11 protein-coding genes are annotated in these 14,350 nt (G+C 50.6%); 5 read left to right on the top strand and 6 right to left on the bottom strand.

Annotation, left to right across the window (positions count from 1 at the left end; translation table 11 throughout):
* A partial coding sequence (locus AACZ40_RS22920) for a diguanylate cyclase (RefSeq protein ID WP_339675989.1) occupies nt 1–1,142 on the top strand: 1,142 nt, incomplete at its 5' end.
* 273 nt (nt 1,143–1,415) lie between these two features.
* The gene (locus AACZ40_RS22915) at nt 1,416–2,855 is read left to right on the top strand and encodes a sodium:proton antiporter (RefSeq protein ID WP_291170138.1); all 1,440 of its coding nucleotides are present in this window, start codon (nt 1,416–1,418) and stop codon (nt 2,853–2,855) included.
* A gap of 106 nt (nt 2,856–2,961) precedes the next feature.
* Here AACZ40_RS22915 and AACZ40_RS22910 read toward each other — a convergent pair whose 3' ends face one another.
* From AACZ40_RS22910 to AACZ40_RS22890, 5 genes are all read right to left on the bottom strand, one after another.
* Nucleotides 2,962–4,356 (bottom strand): SGNH/GDSL hydrolase family protein, encoded by a 1,395-nt coding sequence (locus AACZ40_RS22910; RefSeq protein ID WP_291170137.1) that lies wholly within the window; start codon nt 4,354–4,356, stop codon nt 2,962–2,964.
* A gap of 340 nt (nt 4,357–4,696) precedes the next feature.
* A complete protein-coding gene (locus tag AACZ40_RS22905) occupies nt 4,697–6,484 on the bottom strand; it encodes a hypothetical protein (RefSeq protein ID WP_291170136.1) in 1,788 nt (595 codons plus the stop codon).
* A 275-nt stretch (nt 6,485–6,759) separates the two neighbouring features.
* Nucleotides 6,760–7,284, bottom strand: coding sequence for a DUF1572 family protein (locus AACZ40_RS22900; protein WP_291170135.1), 525 nt, complete (start codon nt 7,282–7,284; stop codon nt 6,760–6,762).
* Nucleotides 7,285–7,332: 48 nt separating this feature from the next.
* A complete protein-coding gene (locus AACZ40_RS22895) occupies nt 7,333–8,460 on the bottom strand; it encodes an ROK family transcriptional regulator (RefSeq protein ID WP_291170133.1) in 1,128 nt (375 codons plus the stop codon).
* An 882-nt stretch (nt 8,461–9,342) separates the two neighbouring features.
* Nucleotides 9,343–10,239: a mechanosensitive ion channel domain-containing protein gene (locus AACZ40_RS22890; RefSeq protein ID WP_291170131.1), complete on the bottom strand. Its 897-nt coding sequence runs from the start codon at nt 10,237–10,239 to the stop codon at nt 9,343–9,345.
* A 354-nt stretch (nt 10,240–10,593) separates the two neighbouring features.
* Here AACZ40_RS22890 and AACZ40_RS22885 point away from each other — a divergent pair, with 354 nt between their 5' ends.
* Genes AACZ40_RS22885 through AACZ40_RS22875 form a run of 3 tightly spaced genes read left to right on the top strand, consistent with a single transcriptional unit; the run spans nt 10,594 to nt 13,358 of the window.
* A complete protein-coding gene (locus AACZ40_RS22885; protein WP_291170129.1) occupies nt 10,594–11,547 on the top strand; it encodes a peptidylprolyl isomerase in 954 nt (317 codons plus the stop codon).
* 34 nt (nt 11,548–11,581) lie between these two features.
* Nucleotides 11,582–12,490, top strand: a complete 909-nt coding sequence (locus AACZ40_RS22880) for a succinylglutamate desuccinylase/aspartoacylase family protein (RefSeq protein ID WP_291170127.1) — start codon at nt 11,582–11,584, stop codon at nt 12,488–12,490.
* 49 nt (nt 12,491–12,539) lie between these two features.
* Entirely contained in the window at nt 12,540–13,358 is an 819-nt protein-coding gene (locus AACZ40_RS22875; protein ID WP_291170125.1) for an SDR family oxidoreductase, read from the top strand.
* 11 nt (nt 13,359–13,369) lie between these two features.
* Here AACZ40_RS22875 and AACZ40_RS22870 read toward each other — a convergent pair.
* Nucleotides 13,370–14,350: BadF/BadG/BcrA/BcrD ATPase family protein (locus AACZ40_RS22870; protein ID WP_339675983.1), on the bottom strand; the 981-nt coding region annotated here is incomplete at its 5' end.

The raw sequence follows: 14,350 nt of genomic DNA, 5'->3' as shown, positions 1-14,350 counted from the left end.
CGGCGCAGATTTTCTCGGTCAATATGGACGACATTGAATCCCCGTTTGAAATCATGGCCAGAGCCAACGAGCAGTTAGTGCAGATGACCATGAAGGCTCAGGTCGATACCACACAGGCGTTCGCCCGCCAGGCTGTCATTGAAGAACAGAAAAACAAACTGGAATCAGAAAACAAACAGCTCCAGAGCAAAGCCATACATGATCCTCTGACCAAAACCTATAATCGCAGTTACTTCAATGAAAATTTCGAAAAGGAACTTTATGCCTGTGCTCGCGCTGCACAACCGATTGGTATTATCTTTTCCGATATTGATCGCTTCAAAGTTCTGAATGATACTTACGGACATCAGTTTGGTGACCTGGTATTACAGCGCGTCGCCAAAGTAGCCAGCGAAGCCACCAGACGCTCAGATGTATTCTGTCGCTATGGTGGAGAAGAGTTCGTGATCATGGTCAATAACCCGTCTGAGAATGGAATTCGTGACCTGGCAGAACGTCTTCGAAAACTGATTGAAAACGAAGTCATCGAGTTTGAAGGAAACCGCGTTCCCGTGACCGCCAGCCTGGGAGCAGTCGTTGGAATTCCTCCGAGAGATTTAACAGGATTCGCAGAGCGTCTCGTTGCTGAAGCCGATGAAGCGATGTACGAGTCCAAAGAAAACGGCAGAAATCAGGTTCACGTCCGTTCGATTATCAGCAAAGAAGATCAGGAACTTCATAAGCAGATCAAACGCTGCCGATTCAGTCGCTGGCTGGTCACAAAGGAAGTCTTTGATATTCCCACGATATCAAAAGCACTGCTGAAATGCCCGAAACAACAGAACCAGACTCGTATGGGTGAACTTGCCATTGCTGAGAAACTGCTCTCCGAGAACGACGTCTCCCAGATCCTGGAACTGCAGCAACTCAAGGGTTTGCGATTTGGAGAAATCGCGATCCAGCAGAAATTTCTGACAGAGGAACAGACGGCATATCTCCTGGCCTTGCAGGTTGAACCGCCCATCGTACTGGGGAAAACATTAATTTCGCTGGAATTGCTGGAAAGCAGCCAGGCAGCTGAGCTGATCCGGCAATATCTGGCAGAAATGAAACCCTGTTCAATATCCGCGGATGAGCGTCGAAATCTGTTAGCGAATTCATAAATGGAATTGAAATTCCAGATGATTTGGACATTGTACACAATCCCTGATCATGCCATAATCCACAGATTTTAAATTCCGCCCCTAAACAAGCAGGCTGCTTGTGTTCACAGTGATAGAGGGTATCAGATTTCACCCTGACGTCTCTGAATCTGTGATACTCGTCCCCAATGGCTTTAGAGACACTACAGAAAAACTGGACACTGTCTAAACGAAAATGGATTTTCCGGATTTAACCCACATACAATATTCCCCAAATTATGGAGGGCGATTGAGATGAACTTAATCGCTGATACGTCTGCGCAACTGGATGCAACACACTTAGTATCCACAACAGAACAGCCACACACAGAGCAGCATGCTCACGCTGAGCCCCCTGCATTCTACAGTGTCATTCCGTTCGCCTTGCTCCTGCTGTGTATCGCATTTCTGCCGCTGATCCATAAAACGGAAGAATGGTGGGAACATAACAAAAACCGTCTGCTGGTCGCGGTCAGCCTCGGTCTGGTCACTCTACTCTATTACACATTCATCTACGGGCATGGCGTTGTCGACCATGGCACTCATGAACTCTCTGCTCCCGGGATCCCGGCTGCAATAGTCGTTCTGAAAAATGCGATCCTGGTGGAATACATTCCCTTTATCGCCCTGCTTTTCAGCCTGTATGTGATCAGCGGTGGAATCGCTTTCAATGGGAATCTGGTAGGTCGCCCCAGGCTGAACACCGCCATCCTCGCGATTGGGGCTGCGATTTCCAGTTTCATTGGAACGACCGGCGCTGCCATGTTGCTGATTCGCCCCCTGCTGAAAGCAAATGCAAAACGGGATTACGTGGCTCATACGATCATCTTTTTCATTTTTGTCGTCTGTAATACCGGCGGATGTCTGCTGCCGATCGGCGACCCTCCCCTTTTCCTGGGGTTCTTGAGAGGCGTACCTTTTACATGGACACTCAATCTGTGGCCGATGTGGCTGGCGATGAATCTCTGCCTGCTGGCGGTTTATTTCATCTACGACACAATTCGTTACAAGAAAGAAAACCGGGAAAAGGTCGAAGCACCGCCGGAAAACATCGAGCCCTTCGCACTCCGAGGCGGGCTTAACTTTCTCTGGTTGCTGCTGGTCATTTTCTGTGTGGCTTTACTTGATCCCTCGAAACCGGTCCCTTACACAAACGGCTGGCATGCGCCTCACTTTTTCAGGGAAGTCTGCATGTTCGGCCTGGCAGGCATCTCATTACTGACCACACCGAAAAGCATCCGGGAGCAGAACTCCTTCAACTACGATGCCATTCTGGAAGTCGCTGCGTTATTTGTGGGGATCTTTATCTGCATGCAGGCGCCGGTTCAAATCTTGAACGTGTATGGTGGCTCACTGGGAATTGATGCCCCCTGGAAGTTTTACTGGGCCACAGGCAGTCTCTCCAGCTTCTTGGATAATGCCCCTACTTATGTGGTCTTCTTTGAGACAGCAAAAGCGGCTCCCACCGCTGGACCCGAGATTGCAGGAGTCAATGAACTTGCACTCATCGCCATCAGTCTGGGTTCGGTCTTCATGGGTGCCATGACTTACATCGGAAACGGCCCTAACTTTATGGTCAAAGCCATTGCCGAAAAGAATAACATCCGCATGCCCAGCTTTTTCGGTTATATGATTTACAGCTGTATCGTGCTGTTACCATTGTCGATTTTGCTGACGTTTGTGTTCCTGGTTTAAACAAACGCTGGGAATCTATCATTAGAGCAATTAAAACAGGCAGCCCAAGAAGAGTTCTCCGGCTGCCTGTTTTCAATTCAATACTCTATTCCAGATCGCTGCCGCTTCATTTCTGCTTCTTACCAGCGGCTACTTTTTTCAAGACATATTTCCGCGCTACCGGCTGATTCACTTCGTAAATTTTATCTTCCAAAGCCAGTGCTGCCGCTTCACTCTCCTGGATCGTTTTTTCCTGACCGGCTAACTGCTTCTCCAGGCCCTCCAGCTTCTGAGTGTTCTTTTCACCTTCCTCTGCATCCAGTTTACGTTTGTTACGGGCGAACTGTTGAAATGCCCGCCAGATGTTCCGTTTAGCTTTCACAGGACCATCATTGCGTTCCTGATTCAGCAGCGCCACTTTCATCGCCTGCTGGTATTGAGGAGTTTTTGAGTTACCCTGTAACTCAATATGCTGTGCTAAAGTAGTATTCGAATACTGTCCAACCACTGCATCATCAATCGTCAGTTCATAGCGTCCAGCAGGCAGGCCATGAATCGACAATGCTTCCTGGCTCATACGATGTCCCAGCTTCGTCAGTTCAGCTCCCAGCTGTGCATCTTGGGGCACGACCCAGGGTAGACTGTCTGCCTGCCAGGTGAACGAAACTCCGTCTGCATCATAAACCAGATCCGTCAGCTTGCCTCCCCGTACGACTGCCGCTGGCTCGCCATTAGCTTTCTCACTGATCGTGATCCGGGAAACCTGTCGTTGCACATTCATGTCTGAGAGCAAAGCAACTGCCATCACAACCTGTCCTGGCTCATCGGGATGAATAGCATCACGAATCAGCGTAAAGTGAGGATCTTTCTGGCGGGCAGCAATCGTGATGTTATTTAAAGGGCCGTACATGTCGACAAATCCAAAGCCAGATTCCGCTGCTACTTCACGCAACCAGGCTCCATAATAGGCGAGTACCGAGTTGTATAATTCGACAGCACTGGGATCACGCTTCCGCGTGCCCATTCTGGCAGCCCGTGCATCGAACATCGTGGGGGTCATTAAAATGGGTGTTGCCTTGATCGCTTCAATTTTTGTGATCAACTCTTTCATGTCATTGTAATAAGTCTGAAAGATCGCCTCATTGAATGGCTGATACTGCCCGTCATTCATCCCCAGCAGTACCGTAACGTACTTGGGTTTATAAGCTGCCACATCCCGATCAAACCGCACCAGCGCATCCCAGGCTTTCGCTCCGCCGACACCCGCATTATGAAATTTCAATCGCATTTTGGGATAGCGTGTGTAAAAGAAGTCTTCCACATATTGTGTATACAGGCACTGGTGAGTAATGCTGTCACCCAGAAATACGATGGAATCTCCTGATTTCAATTCCAGCTTTGAGAGTGGTGTTTTGTATGCCTGCTGCTGGGCCTCCTGAGCCTGCAACAGACCAGTTGACATCAAAAACATCCCCAGCGTAATCGTATAGATCAGTTTTGTTCTGACCATTAAACGTTTCATGTTGTTTCTCCTGTAGCAATTATAGAATAGAGACCTGTATGCAGAATCATGCAGGCCGTTTAACACTGATTGAACTTCCGAGCCTGTCCCGAATTCAAACTCATCATCCGCAAACCTGATGACTCATGGAAGCTTCTGTCTGCAGACAGGACACAAGCTGGAGCGTATCACCTATCACCATAGCGTCTCTCAATCTATGACACTCGGTTCAAATGACCCGGAGACGCTACAGTAAAAATGGACATAATCTAATGTCCTGTGATCAGTTCCTTTTTGCAAGCGCCAATTCATTTTGACAGTTTAATTTCAGTCAACCCCACTGGTTCAGACCTGCTGTCGTTCATTTACTTTTAAGAATTTTCATCCCTGGTGGAGAAATGAGGGGTGTCGGATCTACTACAGTCAATTTCAGCCGGTCTGCAGTCTTCTGATCGAGAAACACGGCGGCGGTCTCATCAGCAAAGACGAGGCGCCATTGTGGATTGTTTAACAGGCCATTGATCTCGTTTCGAGAATATCGGCTGTCCAGGATAATCGCCGGAAGATGCCCTTCTTTGTCTTCCAGCAGATAGGCCCAGCCGGAACTGTTAAACGACATCTGTTGCTTAAACTGTTCATACAACTGAAATGTCTCTTTAGAATTCACTTCCAGTCGGCCATCGAAAAACACTTTTCTCTCGGGACCATTATGAAATATATACACAGCCGCCTGTCCATTATTGGAAACAAAAGCACGATCCGGCATGCCTGGCTGTCCCGCGAATTTTGATGCTGCATGCGCATACCATGCTTCCTGTTCTCCCAGTCCCAGAACTTTTCCTTCCCCTCCCCACGCATGCCAGTAACCGGTAATGACACTAAGCAGCAGAAACAGCAATACGACAGCGCTGCTCCCGTTTTTCAATAACGATTCATCGAATAATCGCAGTGATCTCCTGGTACCGGTTTCTTTCTGACCCCGTGTTGGTCGAGTCACAGTCATTCGCAACCAGTCCGATAAATTGTCACATAAGACCATCCCCGAAATCAGTGCAAAGATTGCCGTATTGCGTGAGGCCTTCAATGCCAGATGAGTGAAGGCAATAAAAAGTAAGATCCGAAACGGGTTGACTCGCCGGGACTTTAAGAGAGGAATGAAACTGCAAAAAGTTAATATCGCCAGTAGAACCTGCGAGAGCAGAAACAGGTTCCCCAGACCATTCTGCCTGATGAAATCCAGCGGCCGTTGAAATTCACCGACTCTCACCGAATAAAATGCCTGATCGACTGAGAACTTTTCATACAGGGTCAGCGGAAATAAAACCCCCTGCTCAAAATAGGGATTCAGAAAACAGGCAATCACCGTCAACACGCCTGCTCTGACCAGCATAATGACCGACAGCGAATCGTCAGGCGGGTCGATACCAAAGCGTCCCTGTGCCAAAATGCGAATCACAAAATCAGTCACAAACAGTCCACTGACGACCAATCCCAGTACGAACAAGGCATGGCTGTTGACCCACAGCAACGTGACGAGGGGGATCAGATAGATCAACCTGGGATGCGTGGGGAGGCGACTGATGACATACATCCAGACCGCAAGATACAGCAGTGATAACATTTCGGGACGAACAACAGAACGACCGGAAAGACAGACGACAGGTAAGACCCAGCATAGCGCTTTCCAGCAGGCGGGCAAGGACCTGCCAGAAGCATACCAGGCCACACCTATTGTCAGAGCGAGGCAGCACGACTTGGTCAGTACCAGTAAATCCACGCCACCCCAGCGATAAAGCCAGGTCACCAGAATCTGAAATCCCCAGTGCAGATCAATCCAGGGACGATCATAATCGATAAAAGTAAACCAGTCGAAATACGGAACGGTACCACGTTCCAGAATCAATTGTCCTGTCCGCAAATGCCACCAGATATCCATATTACGTAAAGGAAAACAGGCTACCAGAAACGTCCACAGCAGCAGGAGCGATAAAAAACTCAGCTCAACAGGGAGACGACTCACACGCGGAAAGAGGGAAGATTGCCGATTCCGATCTTCAGGAATATCAGCTGCAGCGGGTCCGGATCCAGCCGTTTTTTCAGGCACCCGTTTCTCAGTCCTGCTGGAAGACTTTTTTCCTTTACGGGACATATCATAAACGCCTTTACGGATCTCAACGGGAAGGAACGGAGACTCTTTTCAAATATTGTAACGCAGGCCCTGCCTCTAAAAAACAAACATGGTCTTCTGGAGTTGAGATTCTCGACAGAGTGATTCCGCTTCAAAATTCAGAGAGAAACAGAAAAAATGAATTGCAGGGATCTAAAGCGCATCATATTTAACCGTAGCGTCTTTCGATCTATTTTACCCGGTCCAAATGGCCCTGTAGACGCTGCAATAAATCTGGACACAGTCTCGACATCTGTTTAAAGCGGTACCCGTTTCTGCTGCGAATCCGGGGACCAGTCAAACTGGTACGTTTTGCCCCGTTGCAGACGGGTCAGATAGATGATCTGATGGGTGTGTCCCACAAAATGGGGAACCGTATGAGAAATCGCTCCCAGAACCGTCACTGTGAACCCCTGGATCTGACGCGTTTCCAGTAAGGTTTCAGGCGAAATCGAATGCAGGGAGTCGACTGCCTGTGCGACCGTCTGATTCAGCATTCCCCGTAACTCATCCAGTGAGAGTCTGGTGTCCGGACTGAATTCCTGCTCACGCTGCCGCTCAGCCTGTCGTGCCGGGATTCCATTGATGGCCCACTGGTTCAGATTACCGCAGATATGCAGGATCAGATTCCCAATACTGTTGAGCTCCGGTTCGGGTCGCCACCACACCTGATTGAGATCCAGCTGTTTCAGACAGTGTTCTATTTTGCGTACAGACTCTTCCAGTAAATGGATCGATTCCGAAAGGTACTCGCGGGTTATCTGGTCGGCAGCAGATGACATCTCCTGGTGATCTCCCTCCACGTTGAAGCGGGAACAGTCTGCTGCAGGCTAAGTCAGACGGGGTCCTAATGCATTTGCCAGATGGTTGATGATACCGGCGACTGCACCCAGATACTTATTCCCTTTGGATCGTTCAATTTCACAGGAACTTGAGGAAGGCTGCAAAGCGCGACCTTTTGCAATCTTACACATTTTATCGAATACGTCATCACGCAGATCGAACAGGCGGGCAGTGATAAAGATATTTGCCGGATTGAAGATATTGATCGCCGCCGCAACACCTATCGCCAGAAACTCAATTGTGCGGTCTAATTCGGGAGTGATATCAAGCTCGCCCTGCTTGACGAGTTCTGCAATCGCTTCGAATTCGAGGTCCTTACCTATTCGCTTCGAAACATAATGCGTCAATGCCAGATCAGTAGCCACGGTTTCCAGACATCCCAGATTTCCACAACCACAGACACGTCCCCCCTGGGGTTCCACTGTGATATGGGCAATTTCACCTGCCAGACCATGCTGGCCATCCAGCAGCTGACCACCCGTAAACACACCCATTCCAAATCCTGAAGTCACATCGAGGTTAATAAAATCATCTACCGACTGACCTGCTCCATATGTTTTCTCTGACAGGCACAATGAAGTCGATTTCTGCACAAGTACACATTCCAGATCAGTACGGCTGGCAATGTCGACCGCCGGAGACTGTCCATCAACAATGTGCAGATTCGACGCCAGAAAAATCCGACCATCATTACTGTTCACCAGCCCCGGCACGGTAATACCGACTCCCAGAGCAGGAATCTCTTCTTTCTCAACCAGGTTCAGAATCTTTCCGGAGATAATTTCAATCAGCTCTGAGTAAGACTGCGGCGTCTTAAAGCGGTCCAGCTTGTCTTCATGTAAATGTCCGTCCAGACCGGATGCCACGACCGAGCAATAATCCCATTCCAGAACGACTCCAATCACCTGGGCACTGAAACGGGGAAGCTGTAATAACTTGCCCGGGCGGCCTACTGAAAACTCAGCCGTCTCCCGTTCTTCCAGCAGACCGGCGTCCAGCAGAGCACTCACGGCTTTCGATACGGTAGGAGCACTGATTCCTGAGCATCGCATGACGTCAGCGCGTGTTAATGTTCCCTGGCTCTGGATAACTTCCAGAACCTTACGAACGTTCATTTTTCGTAGTAAGCTCGGTCGGTGTGGGGATTGCATAGTCACTCTACGTATATCGAAAGAAATGAAGTTAACAACGACAGGTTGCCAGATTAATTCAACAAATCACTTGAACATCATTAAAAGCGAGAACAGGCCCTCAAAAGATCGGTGCAGCCAGGCGAGCGAAGGCTGCAGAAAAGTGAAACGTCCTGTCGCTGTAACTTAATATAATACGGATTCTTCACATAATTACAAATGCCCCGCAAAGCATTACTATTCATTTTTTCATCTCAGGCATTTTTCAGCTTTGGTTTCAGATATGAAACCGGATTGGACTTTCCGTACTGTCCAGACGTAAAAAGACCCGATTGATCAAACAGAAGTCAACTCGGGCCTGCTTGAGTTGGCATCTACCAGATTTGATCAACCGGGTAACTTGAAGAGTGAATTATTGAGAAATCGTCTCTATTTATAGATTTAAATCAGCGGAAAAGTTCCTGTTTCTGATGACTTCTGAACTAAGTATAAACCACATCTGAAGTGGAGACGTGGAGGTGACCCCCTTAAAATTGGACAATTAGATCGATTAAAAGGAAGGATGTTCCGATTATTCCAGATACTGTCAATTCAAACAGTAATTCTGATCGGAAAAATCTCAACGGAGATCCAATTTAATAACGGAGAGATCGGATCAAATCGACTGAATCACACACCTCTTATTAGTACGAAACCAGAGGGGCGTGAGTGGGATCGGATCTCGAAAAATACTTCCAGCAGGATCAGTCGCTCTGCTCAAGCGCTGCAAACCAGACTGTTTTCCGCTTGCTGGCAAAGAAAAAAGCCTCGCAACAGTATCCTGTCATGAGACTTTACTTTTCCAAACTGACAGGAAATAAGAACCAGTCAGTCACCCGCGACAGGGGACTCGTTATAAACATGCAGATCACGAGTGGGATAGGGAATGTTGAATCCGCGTTCATCGAAGCCCAGTTTGATCCGTTCGGTCAGATCCCAGCGTGTCGTCCAGTAATCTGCATTATTGACCCAGGGACGAACCACGAAGTTCACACTGCTGTCACCCAGTTCACTCACGGCAACCACGGGAGCAGGATCTGCCAGAACCCGCTCGTCTCCCTGCACCACTTCCTCCAGAAACGATTTGACAGCTCTCAGGTCATCGTCGTATCCACAACCAATTACCAGATCGATCCTCCTGGTTGGCTTTTTTGAAAAATTCCTGATCGTGCCTCCGGTGATCTGGCCATTGGGTACAACGATCGCGATATTATCCCCGGTACGCAGATATGTGGAGAAGATCTGAATTTCTTCCACAATGCCTGCCGTTCCACCTGCTTCGATATAATCTCCCACACGAAATGGCTTGAACAGGATCAGCATCACCCCCGATGCAAAATTCCCCAGCGTCCCCTGAAACGCCATGCCAATCGCAAATCCAGCAGCCGCCAGTACAGCAGCCAGGGAGTTTGTATTGATTCCCAGCTTGGAAATGGCTGCCAGAATTACGATCACCATCAGTACGGAATAGATGATGTTCGACAGAAAACGGGCCAGCGTGTCATCGACCTTCGCCTGTTTCATCAACCGGTTACAGAAGCGACTGAGAATGTTGGTAATCCACTTACCTATCAGAAAAATCAGCAGCGACAGAACAATGTTGATGCCTAACTGGGTTCCCTGTGTAGCCAGATATTCTTTGACGGTATCCCAGATTCCAGTGACGGCATGCAGCGAATCTTCTGTTTTCGCAGGCTTCTCCTGGGCAAATATTATCGACCACATCGTCTGGACTCCTCTGATTGAAATGAAAATGGATCTGCTCCAGAAACTGCGTGCGGTCGATATTTTCATATATCAGACAGAACGCCCGCGACTGACAGGCAAGATTTGAAAGCGCAGCGCATTGAACCATAGCGTCACTCAATCTGGTCTATTCGGACCGAATGCCCCCGGAGACGCTGCAGCATAACTGGACACAGTCTAGGTAGTTTTCTGTTAGAGTCCAACTTGGAATTTCATAATTTTGCAAACGGGATTCAGACTGACAAGCCAGCCTCGAGATACTACAATCTGCCATGATACACCAGCGTAGCCGGTTTTGATTTCGAATTGTTTTTTCGCAGGAAGCAACCTGGAATGTTTATCTCTCGCCGCTCCTTTCTTATCGTCAGTTCGCTGGCGCTCGTTGTCTGTTCCCCTGCACCAGCCCCACTTTCAGCCGCCAACCAGGCTCCGACAATAAAAGACACCACCAAAGTCCTGGTCACTGTCAACGGCCAGCCGGTCACCCAGGCAGATCTCGATTTTGCAACGCTCTCCCGCAAAATGGCCGGCGACCAGAATCCTGCCCCGGCACCACTTCTGGAAAGTCTGATCAACCAGCGACTGATCCAGGACTTTCTGGCTGATAAAAAAATCACAGTCCCCGCAGAGGTACTCGATCAAAATGTGTCCCGCATCAGATCCATCATCAGAAAAAAAGAGGGAGATCCGGATCAAACCCTGTCTGAACTGGGCTTTCCCCCGGAAAAACTGCGGGCTGCCATCGAACTGCCACTCGCATGGAACATCTTTGCCGGCAGCCAGATCACACCGGAAAAAATCCAGAAGTATTTCGAAACGCACCGTGAAGAACTGGACGGCACCCGTATTGAAGCCAGCCATATCTTACTGAAACTGGAAGATCCCTCGAACCAGGAAGCCGTCGACAAAGCCAAAGCACAACTGGCCGATATCCGCAAACAGATCATGGACGGCAAACTGACCTTTGCAGCAGCCGCCGCACAATACTCGGCTGCTCCCAGCAAACAGGATGGCGGCAAACTCGTACCGTCCGCCTATCGCGGCAAAATGCCCCTCGTCTTAACACAGAACATCTTTCCGCTCGAAGAAGGTGCCATCAGCGAACCGTTTCAAACTCCGTTTGGCATTCACATCGCCAGACTCAATAAAAAACATCCCGGACAGTTCAGCCTGGAAGATGTCCGCAGCGAAATTTATCGCAGCCTCTCGCGCTCCCTCTGGGACAAAACGATTCAGTCATTACGCAGCTCTGCCAAAATCGACTGGAAAACAGATCGCCCCAGCTGAGTTCACATTCCCCCTACCACCCTGGAATACATTTATGCCAGTGCAGAGTCTGTTTCAATCCGTAATCCTTGAAGGCAAGCAGCCCGGCCCTCACCTGCTGATCCTGGGAGGCATTCACGGCGATGAATATGAGCCGATGGCCGCCGTTCGCAAACTGATTACAAGCATCGACAAATCAAAACTGACCGGAAAAGTCACCCTCGTCCCGGTCGTGAATGAGCCCGCTTATGAACGCACCAGCCGCACCGGCCCGGATGATCTGGACCTGGCCCGCACCTTTCCCGGATCGCCTGATGGAACCATTACAGAACAGATCGCCAGCCAGGCAACGCAACTCATTCAATCAGCCGACTACCTGATCGACCTGCATACCGGAGGTGTCATTTCCAACCTGGCCCCCTTCTCTGGTTACACCCTGCATTCCAATCCTGAAATTCTGGACATGCAGCGCAGGATGGCACTCGCACTCAACCTGCCCGTCGTCTGGGGAACCTCGGCGCATCTCAATGGTCGCTCGCTTTCTGCTGCCCGCGATCTGGGTGTCCCCGCCATCTATGCCGAATGGGGGGGCGGCAGCGGCTGCAATCCGGAAGCGGTTTCAGGCTACACCACAGGCTGTCTCTCCGTGCTGGCGGAACTGCAGATGCTGGAAGTATCCATCGAACGAAAATCACCTCTGTACCACATTGAAGATGACAGCAGTGAGAGCGGTCATCTACAGCTGCACAACAACGCGCCCGTAGCCGGTTTCTTTGAACCTGCCGTACAACTGATGGATCGCGTTCAGGCCGGCGACGCACTGGGAACCATCTCCTCGGTCCTCGGCGATCAGAACACAACCGTTTCTGCAAATCAAACCGGGGTCATTCTCGGGCTCCGCACTTTACCCTATGTCGAACAAAACGAATGGCTGGCAGTGATTCTGGAAACGGAACGCACTTAATCAAATCCGTACAATTCTGTCACCCTGTCAAGAATCAAAGGACCAGACCATGAATCAGCGACCCGTAGCGATGATCACCGGCGCCGCAGGAGGCATCGGCGGCGAAACCGCAGTTCGCTTTGCAGAACAAGGCTACGACTGCGTACTGCTGGCTCTGCCGGGTGACGACCTGCAACCTGTCACCAGCCGCATCGAACAAACGGGAGCACAGTTCCTGACCTGCCTCGGCGATCTGGCCGATCTGGATTATGCCCGATCCGCCGTCGAACAATGTATCTCACACTGGGGCCGCATCGATGTCCTCGTCAATAACGCCGCCTGGCGCGAAATCACTTCGATGCGGAAAATCGAACTCGCCAGCTGGGAAAAAACGCTGCGTGTCTGTCTGACCGCTCCCGCTTTTCTCTCGCGCTGGTGCGCCGAACATATGGAAGCCCGACAACGGGGCGTGATCATCAATGTCTCCAGCATCCAGTCACAGATGGCAGCCGGCATCGCCCCCGCATATGTTGCCGCCAAAGGAGCGCTCGACTCACTCACCTACGAACTGGCAACCTTATATGGACCTTCGGGAATTCGCGTGCTCAGTGTCAATCCGGGTGCCATCGACACCGCCATGGGGAAAGATATCGCCACTGACCAGCAACAGGCGACCAGTCAGAAAATCCGGCAGGCCTCAGAAGACATGATCCCCCTCCGGCGCTGGGCACAACCCGAAGAAATCGCACGCGTCATCGTGATGCTGGCCAGCGATGACGCCAGCTACCTCACAGGCACTACCATCACAGTAGACGGCGGCTGGAAACAGCAATGCAGCCCCTACTCGATCAAACACCTGCAGTTGCCCTCCGAATTTCCCCAGAACTAAGTGACTCTGACTCATGCCTTCTGCAAACCCTTGATCGCCAGTCGAACCGCGCCCAGACTCGCATCTTCCACACATTCAATCGCCGTGGGCTCCAGTTCCTGCTCCTGCAGGCATTCCAGCAAAGAAACGCGAAACCCGCGCTGATGCAGCAGGATGCCCCCCGTCAATGCCAGCCCATACTCACCACTGGAAAAAGATAATTGAGTCACCACCGACTGCACCAGCTCCGTCAGTTCCAGTACCGCCTGCTGCAGAATATCAAGCGCCACAACATCTCCCTGCGCTGCTGCTGCAAACACCAGTCGCGACAAACTCGCGATTTCACTTCTTTCTCTCTCCGGATGATACAGATACCCGATCAATGCCCGCGGATCATTCAGAGCCAGAGCTTTCAGAAACGCAGCTTGCAGACTCGTCTCTGGTCCCCGTCCATCAACAGCGCGGGCAATCCCCTTCAGCGCCGCCAGCGCGATCTGATAGCCGCTGCCTTCGTCTCCCAGCAGATAACCCCAGCCTCCCGCGCGGGCACTTTCAACTGCTGCGTTTTTGCCAAACGCCAGCGATCCTGTTCCGGCAATCAGCGCTACTCCTGTTCCATCCGGCGTTCCTGCTGCCAGCACGGTTTCCGCATCCGTCACCACAGTTACCTGTTCTGCGATGCCGCTCTCCTCTGCCCAGCGCAACCACGCCTGCTGCTCAGCACTTCGACCCGCTCCCGACATCCCCAGGCAGATCGCAGCGACGGCATGCGGCTCTGTTCCCGCCGACTCAAACGCACTTTGAATCGCCCGCTGAACCTGACGCGTCGCCACCTGCCAGCCACAGGAATTAAAATTCGATGCCCCCGCAGTTCCACGACCGGCAACATGAAAGTCACATGTTTCCGTAACCACCGCCAGCGCAGCCCGTGTTGTAGAGCCCCCGCCGTCGATTCCCAGTACCAGCTGTTTTGAATGCAGATTCATATCACTGTCGCTCTTCCAGAACCCGTC

The sequence above is a fragment of the uncultured Gimesia sp. genome (genome assembly GCF_963972345.1).
GTDB lineage: Bacteria > Planctomycetota > Planctomycetia > Planctomycetales > Planctomycetaceae > Gimesia.
Note: the sequence above shows the minus strand (reverse complement) of the source record. Positions and strands in the feature narration are given on the sequence as shown.

Excerpts from the sequence above, each read along its gene's own strand:
- AACZ40_RS22915 (WP_291170138.1), top strand. The coding sequence starts at position 1,416 with ATGAACTTAATCGCTGATACGTCTGCGCAACTGGATGCAACACACTTA.
- AACZ40_RS22910 (WP_291170137.1), bottom strand. The coding sequence starts at position 4,356 with ATGAAACGTTTAATGGTCAGAACAAAACTGATCTATACGATTACGCTG.
- AACZ40_RS22905 (WP_291170136.1), bottom strand. The coding sequence starts at position 6,484 with ATGTCCCGTAAAGGAAAAAAGTCTTCCAGCAGGACTGAGAAACGGGTG.
- AACZ40_RS22900 (WP_291170135.1), bottom strand. The coding sequence starts at position 7,284 with ATGTCATCTGCTGCCGACCAGATAACCCGCGAGTACCTTTCGGAATCG.
- AACZ40_RS22895 (WP_291170133.1), bottom strand. The coding sequence starts at position 8,460 with ATGAACGTTCGTAAGGTTCTGGAAGTTATCCAGAGCCAGGGAACATTA.
- AACZ40_RS22890 (WP_291170131.1), bottom strand. The coding sequence starts at position 10,239 with ATGTGGTCGATAATATTTGCCCAGGAGAAGCCTGCGAAAACAGAAGAT.
- AACZ40_RS22885 (WP_291170129.1), top strand. The coding sequence starts at position 10,594 with ATGTTTATCTCTCGCCGCTCCTTTCTTATCGTCAGTTCGCTGGCGCTC.
- AACZ40_RS22880 (WP_291170127.1), top strand. The coding sequence starts at position 11,582 with ATGCCAGTGCAGAGTCTGTTTCAATCCGTAATCCTTGAAGGCAAGCAG.
- AACZ40_RS22875 (WP_291170125.1), top strand. The coding sequence starts at position 12,540 with ATGAATCAGCGACCCGTAGCGATGATCACCGGCGCCGCAGGAGGCATC.